At 57.6% G+C, this 14,583-nt stretch carries 16 protein-coding genes; 6 read left to right on the top strand and 10 right to left on the bottom strand.

What is annotated here, in order from left to right:
* Window positions 1–40: 40 nt before the first annotated feature.
* Entirely contained in the window at window positions 41–1,768 is a 1,728-nt protein-coding gene (gene ptsI / locus QFI97_RS08610) for a phosphoenolpyruvate-protein phosphotransferase PtsI (protein WP_095100418.1), read from the top strand.
* Between the two features lie 42 nt (window positions 1,769–1,810).
* Window positions 1,811–2,320, top strand: a complete 510-nt coding sequence (crr, locus tag QFI97_RS08605; protein ID WP_041146650.1) for a PTS glucose transporter subunit IIA — start codon at window positions 1,811–1,813, stop codon at window positions 2,318–2,320.
* Window positions 2,321–2,386: 66 nt separating this feature from the next.
* On the opposite strand, the gene pdxK is transcribed toward crr, so the two are convergent.
* The gene (gene pdxK / locus QFI97_RS08600) at window positions 2,387–3,250 is read right to left on the bottom strand and encodes a pyridoxine/pyridoxal/pyridoxamine kinase (protein ID WP_095100416.1); all 864 of its coding nucleotides are present in this window, start codon (window positions 3,248–3,250) and stop codon (window positions 2,387–2,389) included.
* Window positions 3,251–3,332: 82 nt separating this feature from the next.
* On the opposite strand from pdxK, the gene ptsJ reads away from it, so the two are divergent.
* Entirely contained in the window at window positions 3,333–4,640 is a 1,308-nt protein-coding gene (gene ptsJ / locus QFI97_RS08595) for a MocR-like B6 salvage transcription factor PtsJ (protein ID WP_346430939.1), read from the top strand.
* Window positions 4,641–4,645: 5 nt separating this feature from the next.
* Entirely contained in the window at window positions 4,646–5,047 is a 402-nt protein-coding gene (locus QFI97_RS08590) for a YybH family protein (RefSeq protein WP_346430938.1), read from the top strand.
* On the opposite strand, the gene cysM is transcribed toward QFI97_RS08590, so the two are convergent.
* The 9 genes from cysM to QFI97_RS08545 form a co-directional block, all read right to left on the bottom strand.
* Window positions 5,044–5,955, bottom strand: coding sequence for a cysteine synthase CysM (cysM, locus tag QFI97_RS08585; protein ID WP_076947704.1), 912 nt, complete (start codon window positions 5,953–5,955; stop codon window positions 5,044–5,046). The genes QFI97_RS08590 and cysM overlap by 4 nt on opposite strands.
* 127 nt (window positions 5,956–6,082) lie before the next feature.
* Complete coding sequence (cysA, locus tag QFI97_RS08580; protein WP_346430937.1) at window positions 6,083–7,177, bottom strand: sulfate/thiosulfate ABC transporter ATP-binding protein CysA; 1,095 nt, start codon at window positions 7,175–7,177, stop codon at window positions 6,083–6,085.
* Complete coding sequence (gene cysW / locus QFI97_RS08575) at window positions 7,167–8,042, bottom strand: sulfate/thiosulfate ABC transporter permease CysW (protein ID WP_095100408.1); 876 nt, start codon at window positions 8,040–8,042, stop codon at window positions 7,167–7,169. Before cysW ends, cysA begins: the two co-directional genes overlap by 11 nt.
* Window positions 8,042–8,875, bottom strand: a complete 834-nt coding sequence (gene cysT, locus QFI97_RS08570) for a sulfate/thiosulfate ABC transporter permease CysT (protein WP_095100406.1) — start codon at window positions 8,873–8,875, stop codon at window positions 8,042–8,044. Before cysT ends, cysW begins: the two co-directional genes overlap by 1 nt.
* Window positions 8,875–9,891 (bottom strand): sulfate ABC transporter substrate-binding protein, encoded by a 1,017-nt coding sequence (locus tag QFI97_RS08565; RefSeq protein ID WP_095100404.1) that lies wholly within the window; start codon window positions 9,889–9,891, stop codon window positions 8,875–8,877. The genes cysT and QFI97_RS08565 overlap by 1 nt, the downstream gene beginning before the upstream one ends.
* Window positions 9,892–10,099: 208 nt before the next feature.
* Window positions 10,100–10,999 (bottom strand): Dyp-type peroxidase, encoded by a 900-nt coding sequence (locus QFI97_RS08560; protein ID WP_095100402.1) that lies wholly within the window; start codon window positions 10,997–10,999, stop codon window positions 10,100–10,102.
* Between the two features lie 95 nt (window positions 11,000–11,094).
* On the bottom strand, window positions 11,095–11,670 hold the full coding sequence (locus tag QFI97_RS08555; protein ID WP_095100400.1) for an RpoE-regulated lipoprotein: 576 nt from the start codon (window positions 11,668–11,670) through the stop codon (window positions 11,095–11,097).
* 61 nt (window positions 11,671–11,731) lie between these two features.
* On the bottom strand, window positions 11,732–12,181 hold the full coding sequence (locus tag QFI97_RS08550; RefSeq protein ID WP_095100398.1) for a DUF2919 domain-containing protein: 450 nt from the start codon (window positions 12,179–12,181) through the stop codon (window positions 11,732–11,734).
* Window positions 12,168–12,593: a GNAT family acetyltransferase gene (locus QFI97_RS08545; protein WP_041146662.1), complete on the bottom strand. Its 426-nt coding sequence runs from the start codon at window positions 12,591–12,593 to the stop codon at window positions 12,168–12,170. Before QFI97_RS08545 ends, QFI97_RS08550 begins: the two co-directional genes overlap by 14 nt.
* Window positions 12,594–12,804: 211 nt before the next feature.
* Between QFI97_RS08545 and amiA the strand changes: the two genes are divergently transcribed.
* Window positions 12,805–13,680 (top strand): N-acetylmuramoyl-L-alanine amidase AmiA, encoded by an 876-nt coding sequence (gene amiA / locus QFI97_RS08540; protein ID WP_095100396.1) that lies wholly within the window; start codon window positions 12,805–12,807, stop codon window positions 13,678–13,680.
* Window positions 13,677–14,579 (top strand): oxygen-dependent coproporphyrinogen oxidase, encoded by a 903-nt coding sequence (gene hemF / locus QFI97_RS08535; protein WP_346430936.1) that lies wholly within the window; start codon window positions 13,677–13,679, stop codon window positions 14,577–14,579. Before amiA ends, hemF begins: the two co-directional genes overlap by 4 nt.
* Window positions 14,580–14,583 lie beyond the last annotated feature (4 nt).

Below are 14,583 nucleotides of genomic sequence, written 5' to 3'. Positions count from 1 at the left end.
ACGGGTTCTTTTTAATATCAGTCACAAGTAAGGTAGGGTTATGATTTCAGGCATTTTAGCATCCCCGGGTATCGCTTTCGGTAAGGCTCTCCTGCTGAAAGAAGACGAAATTGTCATCGACCGGAAGAAAATTTCTGCCGATAAGGTTGAGCAGGAAATTGAACGTTTCCTGAGTGGCCGCACCAAGGCCTCCGCCCAGCTGGAGGTCATAAAAACCAAAGCTGGTGAAACTTTCGGTGAAGAAAAAGAAGCCATCTTCGAAGGGCACATCATGCTGCTGGAAGATGAGGAGCTTGAGCAGGAAATCATAGCCCTGATTAAAGATAAGCACATGACTGCCGACGCGGCGGCCAATGAAATTATCGAAGGCCAGGCTATCGCTCTGGAAGAGCTGGATGATGAATACCTGAAAGAGCGTGCGGCTGACGTACGCGATATTGGTAAGCGCCTGCTGCGTAACATCCTCGGCCTGGCTATCATCGATCTGAGCGCGATTCAGGATGAAGTCATTCTGGTTGCCGCCGATCTCACCCCGTCGGAAACTGCACAGCTGAACCTGAACAAGGTGCTGGGCTTTATCACCGACGCGGGCGGCCGTACTTCCCACACCTCCATCATGGCGCGCTCCCTTGAGCTGCCGGCAATTGTGGGCACCGGTAGCGTAACCTCGCAGGTGAAAAACGGCGATTATCTGGTTCTTGACGCGGTCAACAACCAGGTTCTGGTTAACCCGAGCAACGAACAAATTGAAGAGCTGCGCGATCTGCAGGCCCAGGTTGCTGAAGAAAAAGCCGAGCTGGCGAAGCTGAAAGATCTGCCGGCCATTACGCTCGACGGCCATCAGGTTGAAGTCTGTGCCAACATCGGTACCGTTCGCGACATCGACGGCGCTGAACGTAACGGCGCGGAAGGCGTAGGCCTGTACCGTACCGAATTCCTGTTCATGGACCGCGACGCGCTGCCGACTGAAGAAGAACAGTTCGCGGCCTACAAAGCGGTAGCTGAAGCGTGCGGCTCTCAGGCTGTTATCGTTCGCACCATGGATATCGGTGGCGACAAAGAGCTGCCGTACATGAACTTCCCGAAAGAAGAGAACCCGTTCCTCGGCTGGCGTGCCGTGCGTATCGCGATGGATCGTAAAGAGATCCTGCGTGACCAGGTTCGCGCCATCCTGCGTGCCTCTGCTTTCGGCAAACTGCGCATCATGTTCCCGATGATCATCTCTGTTGAAGAAGTGCGTGCACTGAAGAAAGAGATTGAAATCTACAAGCAGGAACTGCGCGACGAAGGTAAAGCATTTGACGAAACAATCGAAGTTGGCGTGATGGTTGAAACACCGGCCGCCGCCACGATTGCGCGTCACTTAGCGAAAGAAGTTGATTTCTTTAGCATCGGAACCAATGATTTAACGCAGTATACTCTGGCAGTTGACCGTGGTAATGATATGATTTCACATCTTTACCAGCCAATGTCACCATCCGTCCTGACGCTGATTAAGCAAGTTATTGATGCTTCTCACGCTGAAGGTAAATGGACTGGCATGTGTGGTGAGCTTGCGGGCGATGAACGTGCTACACTTCTGTTGCTGGGTATGGGGCTGGACGAATTCTCTATGAGCGCCATTTCCATCCCGCGTATCAAGAAGATTATTCGTAACACGAACTTCGAAGATGCGAAAGTATTAGCAGAGCAGGCTCTTGCTCAACCGACAACGGACGAGTTAATGACGCTGGTTAACAAGTTCATTGAAGAAAAAACAATCTGCTAATCCATAAGATGCGCGGCCCAAATTACTGCTTAGGAGAAGATCATGGGTTTGTTCGATAAATTGAAATCTCTGGTTTCTGATGACAAAAAAGACACCGGAACTATTGAGATTATTGCTCCGCTCTCTGGCGAGATCGTTAACATCGAAGACGTGCCGGATGTGGTTTTTGCAGAAAAAATTGTGGGTGATGGCATCGCCATCAAACCTACCGGCAACAAAATGGTTGCGCCGGTAGACGGTACCATCGGTAAAATCTTTGAAACCAACCATGCGTTCTCTATCGAATCCGATAGCGGCATTGAGCTGTTCGTTCACTTCGGTATTGATACCGTTGAGCTGAAAGGCGAAGGCTTCAAGCGTATTGCCGAAGAAGGCCAGCGCGTGAAAATCGGTGACCCGGTTATCGAATTCGACCTGCCGCTGCTGGAAGAGAAGGCCAAGTCTACCCTGACTCCGGTTGTTATCTCCAACATGGACGAGATCAAAGAGCTGATCAAACTGTCCGGTAGCGTAACCGTGGGTGAAACCCCGGTGATTCGCATCAAGAAGTAATTCTTGCCGCAGAAAAATGGCGCCTCCTGGCGCCATTTTTTTATCTCAGCATCGCCGCGCCTGCAGCTACCCTCTTCCCGCCGGCGGCAAAATCAGCTCATCGCTGCCGCGCTCCGCAGTCCAGGTCATCACCGCCAGCACCCGCTGCGCCGCTGCCCGCGTCGCTTCACCTAACGCCAGTCCGCAGACTAAACCGCTGATAAGCTCGGCGCAGAAAAGGTCGCCCGTTCCCTTCAGATCCGTTTCTACCCGCGGATGGACGACCACCTCCACCGAATCTGCCGTCACCACCAGCACATTGATCGTGGCGTTATCGAGGCCCGGCGCGCTGGTGATCACCACCCATTTTAGCGTCCCGGACAGCAGGCTACGCGCGGCGTTAACCGCCTCCTGCTGGCTGCGGCAGGACATACCGCTTAGCGTTTCCAGCTCAAAAAGGTTAGGCGTGATCCCCTGGGCCAGCGGCAGCAGGTGGCGACGGTAGGCCTGAGGGATTTCGGCCTTAACGTAAATGCCGCTATCAACGTCGCCAATCACCGGATCGACCAGAATACACAGCTGCGGATGGCTTTCGCGGATCCGCAGCAGCCACTGCGCCAGCCGCTCAATCTGCACCGCGCTACCCATATAGCCTGCGGTAACCGCCCGCAGCTCGCGTAACGCATCGCGCTCTTCCAGCGCGCGCAGATAGCCAACAAACCACTCTTCAGGGATCACCCCGCCGTAGAACGTATCGTAGTGCGGCGTATTGCTGAACAGCACCGTCGGCACCGCCATTACCCGCAGGCCGTGCTGCTCGATCGCCGGCACCGCGATGCTGTTGCCCACGCTGCCATAAACGACCTGCGACTGCACAGCAACGATATCGACCTGCAGCGCCCGGCTTTTATCATTGAAGAGCACCGATTGTATTTCGTCTTGCTGGCCCATCCTGTCTCCTCCCGCTGGACAGCGGGTTATACCCTGATTATCATTCGTCTTATGCTAAAATTCATTTTGTCATAGGTCAATAATGTTCGCCGGAAAAACCGCCAATGATATCTTTGATAACATCCGTCATCTGGTGCAGAGCGGGACGTTACAGCCCGATGACATGCTGCCTCCGGTTCGCGAGCTGGCTGCCAGACTCGCCGTTAACCGCAATACCGTTGCCGCCGCCTATAAGCGCCTGGTGACCTCCGGCCTGGCCGTCAGCCAGGGACGCAACGGTACGGCAATCAAAGCCGCCAGCGCGCCAGTAGTGCTGGAAGGCAGCGCCCAGGGCTCCGCGCTGCACGATATTTCCAGCGGCAACCCCGACCCTCAGCGTCTCCCCGATCTCAACCGCTACCTCAGCACCCTCAGCCCGGCTTCGCGCCTGTACGGCAGCGCGGCAGTCGACCCGAGGCTGGCCCGCTGGGCCCAGGACCGGGTGCAGAAAGACGCCGGGGTTGAGAGTGAAATCAATCTCACCAGCGGCGCGATTGACGCGCTGGAGCGGCTACTGTGCGCGCTGCTGCTGCCCGGCGATCGGGTGGTGGTGGAAGACCCCTGCTTTCTCAGCAGCATCAATATGCTGCGCTATGCCGGTTTTAACGCCTGCCCGGCGCCGGTTGATGGCGAAGGCATGCAGCCCGCCGCGCTGGAGGAGGCGTTACGTCAAGGCGCCCGGGCGGTGATTATTACGCCACGCGCGCATAATCCCACCGGCTGCAGCCTTAGCGAAGCGCGGGCGGCAGCGATCCGCGAAATACTGGCCCGCTACCCGCAGGTGCTGGTGATCCTCGACGATCATTTCGCGCTGCTGTCATCCACGCCGTGGCGATCCCCTCTGCCTGCGCAAACCCAGCGCTGGGCGCTGATCCGCTCGATGTCAAAAGCGCTGGGACCCGATTTACGTCTGGCGGTTGTCGCCAGCGATCCCACAACTTCAGCGGCGCTGAGGCTGCGGCTCAACTCGGGTAGCCAGTGGGTCAGCCACCTGCTGCAGGATTTGGTGCTGGCCTGCCTGAATGATAGTGCGTTTATCGCCTCCCTGACGGCAACCCGTCGCGCTTACCGCCAGCGTAACGAAAGGCTGGCCAGCGCCCTTACCCGCCGCGGTATCGAAAACCCAGGCCCAGGCGATGGCCTGAACTTTTGGCTTCCGCTAGCGGCGCCGAGCCAGCCGCTGGCGCTGCGTTTAGCCCGCGCGGGTTGGCTGGTGCGCGAAGGAGAGCCCTTTGGCGTTCGCGCGCCGTCGTATGGATTACGGCTCTCGCTCGCCACCCTCACTCCTGATGAGATTGACCGGCTGGCAAACGATCTCCATCACGCGCTGTCCCCACAAAAACCGGAGTAAGTATCATGTCAAACCCGCAGCTAAAAGCCGTCATCGAAGCCTGCGACCGGGCTATCTCGCAGGAAGACTACGCCACCTTAATGGCTTTCTACGCTGAAGACGCCGTGCTGGTCGTTAAGCCGGGAATGGTGGTCAGGGGCAAAGAGAACATCCGCAAGGCTTTTGTGGCGATTGCCGACTATTTTCAACATCGGCTGGTCGTCACCCAGGGAAAAATGGAGATTATTGAAGGCGCGGGGAATGCGCTGGTGATTATGGAAACCCGTCTGGATATCCCCGCCGCGGAAGGCGGCTCAACACGGGTCACGCGCCGCGCGACCTATGTTTTCCAGCTGCAGAACGAACGCTGGCTGTGTACCGTTGACAACTCTTACGGCACCGACCTGCTGGACCAGCCGCCGGCTTAGATACCCGCGCCCTGGGCAAAGTGCTCTTCGCCAAACACGCCGGTGGAGAGATAGCGATCGCCGCGATCGCAAACGATCGCCACCACCACCGCACCGGGGTTTTCCCGGGCAATGCGCAGCGCTCCGGCTACCGCCCCGCCGGAGCTTACGCCGCAAAAAATGCCTTCGCGGATCGCCAGCATGCGCATGGTGTTTTCCGCATCCTGCTGATGAATATCCAGCACCGCATCCACCAGCGAGGCGTTAAAAATGCCCGGCATATACTCCGCCGGCCAGCGGCGGATACCCGGGATGCTGCTCCCCTCCTCCGGCTGCAGGCCCACGATACTCACCGGCTTATGCTGTTCGCGCAGGAAGCGTGAGACGCCGGTAATCGTACCGGTCGTTCCCATGCTGGAGACGAAGTGACTGATGCGCCCCTCGGTCTGCTGCCAAATTTCCGGCCCGGTCGTGGTGTAGTGCGCGTAGGGGTTATCGGGATTATTGAACTGGTCCAGCAGCTTGCCTTCGCCACGCTGCGCCATCTCAGCGGCGAGGTCGCGCGCGCCCTCCATTCCCTGCTCTTTGGTGACCAAAATCAGCTCAGCGCCGTATGCCCGCATGGCGGCGCGGCGTTCCTGGCTCATATTGTCGGGCATCAGCAGCTTCATCTGATAGCCTTTCAGCGCCGCAATCATCGCCAGCGCGATGCCGGTATTGCCGCTGGTCGCTTCAATCAGCACGTCGCCAGGCGCGATTTCGCCGCGTTTTTCCGCCTCAACGATCATCGAAAGCGCGGCGCGGTCCTTAACGGAACCCGCCGGATTATTGCCTTCCAGTTTGACCCAGATTTCACTGCCGTTGTCCGGCCCCAGGCGCTGCAGTTTAACCAGAGGAGTATTGCCGATGGTTTGTTCTAATGTATTCACGGTTTTTACCCAATAAAAAGGCCGGGACGTTAGTTTACCCGGCCTGCAAACGTCTCCGGATGATAGTGCATCCGGGTTACCCAATCCCTGCCGTCGCCTGTACGACGATAAACTGAGGCTTAAGCTATCAGGCAGATTCTGCCAGAGCAAGCTCCTCACGCGGCTCGATGCGCTCGTTGCCGTTATACAGCCGCGCGTTTTGTAAGCCAACGAACAGGCGCTCGCCGCGATACGGCGCCTCATCGCCCGCCAGGACCACGGTCAGCGGCTCGTCATACCACCCTAATGGCTGCACGACTAATTGGGTGTAGTGCCCTTTCGGGCTGGCTTCCAGCACCTGTACCGGCAGCGGTGAATCAAGGCTGGTTCGACGGCTGATATCGACCTCCCACGGGCGCAGGAACAGATCGACCGGCCCCTGATACGCTGGGGTATAGCCCAACGGCCAGCGGTGGGCGCCAACGTGGAACTGGCCGCCGCGGATGGTGCCCTTCAGGCGGTTAACTTCGCCCATAAACTCCAGCACGAAGCGGGTAGAGGGTTCGCGCCAGACCCGTTCCGGGGCGTCGGCCTGCTCGATACTGCCCTGGCTCATGACCACCACGCGATCGGCGACTTCCATCGCCTCTTCCTGATCGTGAGTCACAAACACGCTGGTAAACTTCAGCTCTTCATGCAGCTGACGCAGCCAGCGGCGGAGCTCTTTACGCACCTGGGCATCCAGCGCGCCGAAGGGCTCATCAAGCAGCAGAATCTGCGGCTCAACGGCCAGCGCACGCGCAAGGGCCACGCGCTGTTTCTGACCGCCGGAAAGCTGCGCCGGATAGCGATCGGCAAGATGCGCCAGCTGCACCATTTCCAGCAGCTTCGTCACCTTGGCCTTGATCCCGGCGGCGTTCGGCCGTTCGCGGCGCGGCAGCACCGTCAGACCAAAGGCGATATTGTCGAATACCGTCATATGACGGAACAGCGCGTAGTGCTGGAACACAAAGCCCACTTTGCGATCGCGCGCGTGCACGCGGCTCACGTCGGTGCCATGAAAACGGATATGACCGCTGGACTGATTCTCCAGGCCGGCAATAATGCGCAGCAGCGTCGTTTTCCCGGAGCCTGACGGCCCCAGCAGCGCAACCATCTGTCCGGAAGGGATATCCAGCGAGATATCATTCAGCACCAGGGTGCGACCAAAAGATTTCTTAATATTGGCAATCTCAATGCTCATGATTTCCCTCCAGCTGCGCGCGTTTTTCCTGATTGGCCAAACGCCATTGCACCAAACTCTTCAAAAACAGGGTCAAAATAGCCATTAACGTCAGCAGGGCTGCGGCGGTAAATGAACCCACGGTATTGTAATCCTGCTCCAGCAACTCAATTTGCAGCGGCAGCGATAACGTCTCGCCGCGAATTGACCCGGAGACCACCGACACCGCGCCGAACTCGCCGATGGCGCGCGCGTTGGTCAGCACCACGCCGTACAGCAGCGCCCAGCGAATATTGGGCAACGTCACCCGACGGAACATCTGCCAGCCCGACGCGCCGAGCAGAATCGCCGCCTCATCTTCGTTGCTGCCCTGGCTCATCATTACGGGCACCAGCTCACGCACCACAAACGGACAGGTCACGAAGATAGTCGCCAGCACCATACCCGGCCAGGCAAACATAATTTGCAGATTATGCTCATCCAGCCAGCCGCCAAGCGGGCCGTTGGAGCCGTAAAACAGCAGATAGACCAGCCCCGCCACCACCGGCGAGACGGCAAAAGGAATATCCAGCAGCGTCAGCAGAAGCTGGCGGCCAGGGAAAGTAAAGCGCGTCACCAGCCAGGCCAGCAGCGTACCGAATACCAGGTTCACCGGGACCGTAATCAGCGCAATCATCACCGTCAGCCAGATAGCGTGCAGCATATCCGGGTCGGCGAGGTTTTGCAGGACCGGCATCAGGCCTTTACTAAAGGCCTGAACGAAGATGTAAACCATCGGCACGATAAGAATGAAGGCGGAAACCAGCATCCCGGCGCCAATCAAAAACCATTTACCCCAGTTGACGCGGGGCGTGTCATAACGCTTCAATTGAGTAACTTCCGCCATTAGTGACCTACCACACGTCGACCAAAGCGACTTTGCAGGGTGTTGATGGAAAACAGCAGCAGCAGCGAGGCGGCCAGGATCACCGAGGCAATCGCGCTCGCCGCCGGGTAGTCAAACTCCTGCAGACGTACAAAAATCATCAGCGAGGTAACTTCCGTTTTCCACGCGATATTTCCGGCGATAAAGATAACCGCCCCGAACTCGCCCAGGCTGCGGGTAAATGACAGAGCAACGCCGGCCAGCAGCGCCGGAGAAAGCTCCGGAAGCACCACTTTTCGAAAGCTCTGCAGACGCGTGGCGCCCAGCGTTTCCGCGGCCTCTTCGTATTCAGGACCCAGCTCTTCCAGCACCGGCTGGACGGTACGCACCACGAACGGAATGCTGGTAAAAGCCATCGCCACCGCGATACCCAGCCAGGTATAGGTAACCTTGATATCAAACTGCGCCAGCCACTCGCCGTAAAAGCCGTTGACCGAAAACAGCGACGCCAGGGTCAGGCCCGCTACCGCCGTCGGCAGCGCAAAGGGCAGATCGATCAGCGCATCGAGCAGCGTACGGCCGGGAAAACGGTAGCGCGTCAGGATCCACGCCATCAGCAGGCCAAACACGCCGTTAAAAATCGAGGCCACAAAGGCCGACAGCAGCGTCACCTTATACGCGGCAACCACCTGCGGGTTGGTAACAACATCCCAGTACTGTCCCCAGCTCATCTGCGCCAGCTGCATCACCAGCGCGCTCAGAGGAAGCAGCAGAATTAAACAGACAAACAGCAGGCTGGTGCCGAGGCTCAGGGTAAAGCCCGGCAGCACGCGCTTAGAGGCAACAGCAAACATTACTTACGCCCCGCCGCCAACAGTTTGTCCAGCTCACCGCCGCTGGCAAAATGCGTTTTCATCACCTGCGGCCAGGAGCCAAACTTATCCTCGACGCGGAACAGTTCGGTCTGCGGGAATTTATCCTTCAGCGTTTCCATCACCTGCGGGTTGTTCACACGATAGTAGTAGTCGGTGATGATCGTCTGCGCCTGCGGGCCGTAGAGCCAGTTCAGGTAGGCTTTTGCCGCCTTCTCCGTACCGTTGGCTTTGACGTTTTTATCCACCCACGCCACCGGGAATTCGGCAAGAATATTGGTTTTCGGCACCACGACCTCAAATCCCTGCGCTTCATACTGCTTGCGGATATTGTTCACTTCCGATTCGAAGCTAATCAGCACATCGCCCAGCCCGCGTTCCGCAAAGGTGGTGGTCGCGCCGCGGCCGCCGGTATCAAACACTTCGACATTCTTCAGGAACTGGGTCATGAACTGCTCGGTTTTGGCTTTGTCGCCGCCGTCGGCTTTATCCGCTGCGCCCCATGCGGCTAGATAGGTGTAGCGCGCGTTGCCCGACGTTTTCGGGTTCGGGAAGATAAGCTTCACGTCGGAACGGACGAGATCGTTCCAGTCATGGATATTTTTCGGGTTACCTTTGCGCACCAAAAAGCCCATCGTCGAGTAGAACGGCGAGCTGTTATTCGGCAGGCGGCTTTGCCAGTCGGCCGGGATGAGGTTGCCTTTGTCATGCAGGATCTGCACGTCCGTCACCTGGTTATAGGTCACCACGTCGGCTTTCAGGCCCTGCAGGATCGCCAGCGCCTGCTTTGACGAGCCGGCATGGGACTGCTTAATCGTTAGCTTATCGCCGGCATTATCTTTGGCCCACTGCTGTTCAAACGGCGGGTTAAGGGCGGCAAACAGCTCGCGGGAAACATCGTAGGAACTGTTCAGCAATTCAGTCGCCTGAGCCTGCGCAACCAGCAGCACAGAAGCAGCCAGCGCCAGGTATCCTTTGTTCAGTGATTTAACGGCCATTGCGCACCCTTATAAGATTGATGACTTTCATATGGTCATAATATTTATAACGAGTACCAAAGGAGTAACGGTTTTATATACCGTTTGGCGATTTGGAAGTAGAAAAGAGAATAAGGGGTTTGAAAACCGCAGCCGGCGGCAAAGTTAAGAGATGCAGGAGCCGATAGCCGCCCTCCCCGCGAGGGAGAGGGCGATGGCGCAGGAAGACCTACAGCGCCAGAATGCGCTCGACGGACGGCGCGAAGTAATAGCCGCCGGTCACCGGTTTGGTAAAGCGCAGCATGGCGTCGCGCTTGCCGTCGGTATCGCCAAACATGCTCAGCAGCTGCTGTTCAATGTTATGGATACGGGCGCAGTAGGCGCAGAAATAGAGGCCGTGCGTGCCGCTGGCGGTACCGTACGGCAGGCTCTGGCGCACAATCTTCAGCCCTTTGCCGTCCTCTTTCAGGTCAACGCGGCTTAGATGCGAGGTCTCCGGGCGATCGTCGCCGTCAATCTCCTCATTGGCCTCTTTGGTCCGGCCAATCATCATCTCCTGATCCGGAACGCTCATGCGGTTTAGCTGCTTGAGGTTGTGCTCCCAGCGCTGAACAAAGACGTAGCTCCCGCCCGCATCGACGCCCTCTTTAATAATCGCGACCTCGCGACGCGTCTCTTCGCCGGCCGGGTTTTCGGTACCGTCGACAAAGCCGCTCAGATCGCGCTCTTCGATCCAGCGGAAGCCGTGCACTTCCTCTTTGACGTCAACGACGCCGCCAAACGCCGCCATCGCCGCCTGGGCGACGGAGAAATTCACTTCATGACGAGCAGACAGGATATGAATCAGCAGATCGTACTGAGTCGATGGCGCCAGGCCCTTACCGTAAACGGGGAAGTCTTTTAACTCTTCGGCACCCACGCCGCCGCTCAGCTCGCGCCAGACGTTATTGCCAAAGGCAATTGCCGCCCCCAGCTGCGCGTCCGGGAATTTCGCCTGAAAGGTGGCTAATTTATCGATAAAGTTTTTGCTGGCTTCACGCAGGGCGTTAACGTCCCCTTTAACATTGGCTTCAATCCAAATCGCCGCACGGCAATGTTCCGGCAAAATGCCGCTCTGAACCTGAGACATCGCTCCTCCTGAAATGAGACAACCACAACGCTGTGGCGCTTTAAACGCGCCTATTGTACGCGTTTTTTACCACCGTCGTGTCCCTCCAGATCAAATTAGCGGCGCCAGGTGATTTTCGCTATTTTCCAGTTTTTCAGCGTGTCGTCTGAAGGCATCAGCTCTTCCGGGCCGCTCCAGTGGCCGGTGAAGGCATAGCTAATATGCTGGCTCCCCTGCGCCTGACATTCGACCACGGCGCCGTTGTCGCTGCTGGCCTTCTGACAGTTGCCGAACGCTTTGCTGTACAGCTCGCTGAACGGAGTGCCTACCTGCACGCCGCTCTCGGTTTTAATCTCGCTGTCGCGCACGTCGATGCGGCTGATGGTGCCATTCTCGCCGTTAATCGTCATCACCACCTTGTCGTCCTTCAGCGCCTCAAAGTAGCGCACGATATTGCCGTTGGCGCTTTTCATACCGCTGCGCAGGCGGTAGCCGCCGCCGAGCGCGTCGCTGATGGCCTGTTCATTCAGCGGCGTGGCGGCCGTCAGCTTACCGACTCCCTGCTCGGTCACCTCCGTCGAGGAGCCGAACCAGTTCCACGGCAAGGCCCCGGACCAGTTGACCGCGCTCATCGTGGAGCAGCCGGTTAACGCCAGCGGTAGCGCGCAAAGAAGTAAACGTAGCGATTTCATGAGATCGTCCTTTCCTGTTAATTTGACGCCTGTTGGAGTGCGGGATCGGCAAAAAGTGCCGTTAAACCTGCTCTTCCTGGAAACAGGCCCTCAGCCGACGGCTGCTCAGCAGCCACCACAGCGCATAAATATCCGCCACCAGCAGGCCGATGGTCAGCGTCGAAGGCGACTCGCCGCCCAGCCACAGCAGCGGCTGCCAGATAAGCAGCAGCGCCTGAGAGAGCGCCAGCAGCCAGCGTATAAGCGGCCAGAAGCGGGGAAAGCGCTGCCGCTGGCCGCTGACGATAAACGCCAGAACCGCCGGTATTCCGGGCAGCAGCCCAAGCCAAAAATTGTCGTGATCGGGGTAGAACAGATTCAGCAGGACGTCGCCCTGCTGCCGCGAAGCCCCGGCCATAATAAACAGCACCCAGGTCCGCGCCTGTAGCAGCAGGATGCACCAGAAGAGGAACGGCAGCCTTAGCCGGCCGTGCGCATCAAAATCGGCGGGGATTAGCTCAGTATTCTTCATCTTCAATCAAACGCTTACCCAGGCTGAGCACGTCCGCATATTCGTAACCAAGCCGTTCATACATGCCCTGTACGACCTCGTTGTCTTCGCGGATCATGATATTAATTTTCGGGCAGCCGCGGGCGGTGAGCTTTTTTTCCAGCCGGTTAAGCAGCGCATTGGCAATTCCGCGACCGCGATACTCCGGATGAACGCCGAGATAGTAAGCCGAACCGCGATGGCCATCGTAGCCGCCCATCACCGTGCCGACGACTTCACCGTTGACCTCGGCAACCAGAAATAAGCTGACATCGTGATTAACCTTACGTTCGATGTCCATTTCCGGGTCATTCCACGGGCGCAGAAGCTCGCAGCGCTCCCAGAGAGTTATCACCTCTTCAAAATCCTGCTGGCGAAAAACGCGTATCTCCATGGTATTCCCCATCTTTTAGGCATAAAAAAAGTGATTATGGCGTGATTACGCCCGATAGCCAATATCAGGCGAAATTAACCTCAAAAAATGACATAATATGACCTTGTCACGTATTGAAATGAAAAGTAAAACAATTCTTATTACGAAAGGTCGTAACGAAAAACACGATACGATATAACATTGGGTACCACTTGTTTGTAATTCAGGCCGAATGAGCACTTTTAAACCATTAAAAATACTTGCTTCGCGCCGCCAGGTGCTGAAAGCAGGACTGGCTGCCGTCACCCTTAGCGGGATTTCATCGCAGGCCAGCGCAAAAGAACAGCCGTTGACGACGTCCAACGGGCACAGTAAACCGGCGAAGAAAAAAGCGGGCGCGAAGCGCGTCGTCATGCTCGATCCGGGACACGGCGGTATTGATACCGGTGCTATCGGCCATAACGGCTCCAAAGAGAAACACGTCGTGCTGGCGATTGCCAAAACCGTACGCAGCATTCTGCGCAGCAACGGTATCGACGCGCGCCTGACGCGCACTGGCGATACCTTTATTCCGCTGTACGACCGCGTGGAAATTGCCCACCAGCACGGCGCCGATCTGTTTATGTCTATTCACGCCGACGGCTTCACTAACCCAAGCGCCGCCGGGGCGTCCGTTTTTGCCCTCTCCAACCGCGGCGCCAGTAGCGCGATGGCGAAATACCTCTCCGATCGCGAAAACCGCGCCGATGAGGTCGCGGGGAAAAAGGCAACGGCGAAAGACCATCTGTTACAGCAGGTGCTGTTCGATCTGGTCCAGACGGATACCATCAAAAATAGCCTGACGCTGGGCTCACATATCCTGAAAAATATTAAGCCGGTGCACAAGCTGCACAGCCGCAACACCGAACAGGCGGCCTTCGTCGTGCTGAAGTCGCCGTCGATTCCGTCGGTGCTGGTCGAGACCTCATTTATTACCAATCCGGGCGAGGAAAAGCTGTTAGGTACCACCGCGTTTCGGCAGAAAATCGCCAGCGCCATTGCCTCAGGCATCATCAGCTACTTCCACTGGTTCGATAACCAAAAAGCCCACTCAAAGAGACGTAAATGAAGCCCGACGTGCAACAGGTTAAACGCTATCTCCTCCAGCTGCAGGACGCTATCTGCTGGCAGCTCAGCGCCCTCGACGGCCAGCCGTTTATCGAAGATAGCTGGCAGCGCGAAGGCGGCGGCGGCGGCGGGCGTAGCCGGGTGCTGCGGGAAGGCGCTATCTTTGAGCAGGCCGGAGTCAACTTTTCTCACGTTCACGGCGACGCCATGCCGGCATCAGCCACGGCTCATCGCCCGGAGCTGGCCGGCCGCAGCTTTGAAGCGCTGGGCGTTTCGCTGGTGGTTCATCCGCGCAGTCCGTACGTGCCGACCAGCCATGCCAACGTGCGCTTTTTCATCGCCGAAAAGCCCGGCGCGGACCCGGTATGGTGGTTTGGCGGCGGTTTCGATCTGACGCCCTACTACGGTTTCGAAGAGGACGCTCGCCACTGGCACCGCACCGCGCGCGACCTGTGCCAGCCGTTTGGCGAAGCGGTCTACCCGCGCTATAAAAAGTGGTGCGATGACTACTTCTTCCTCAGGCACCGCAACGAGCAGCGCGGCATTGGCGGCCTGTTCTTTGACGATTTAAATACCCCGGATTTTGACCACTGCTTCAGCTTTATGCAGGCCGTTGGCAATGGCTACACCGATGCGTATCTGCCGATCGTTGAGCGGCGTAAAGCGATGCCGTACGGCGAGCGGGAGCGTCAGTTTCAGCTCTATCGCCGCGGGCGCTACGTGGAGTTCAACCTGGTGTGGGATCGCGGGACGCTGTTTGGCCTGCAGACCGGCGGGCGCACGGAGTCGATTCTGATGTCGATGCCGCCGCTGGTGCGCTGGGAGTATGACTACCAGCCGCAAGAAGGCAGCCCGGAGGCTGCCCTGAGTGACTTCATCAAAGTCAAAGAGTGGATTTAAACGC

It is taken from the genome of Klebsiella scottii (assembly GCF_036561945.1).
GTDB lineage: Bacteria > Pseudomonadota > Gammaproteobacteria > Enterobacterales > Enterobacteriaceae > Klebsiella > Klebsiella scottii.
Note: the sequence above shows the minus strand (reverse complement) of the source record. Positions and strands in the feature narration are given on the sequence as shown.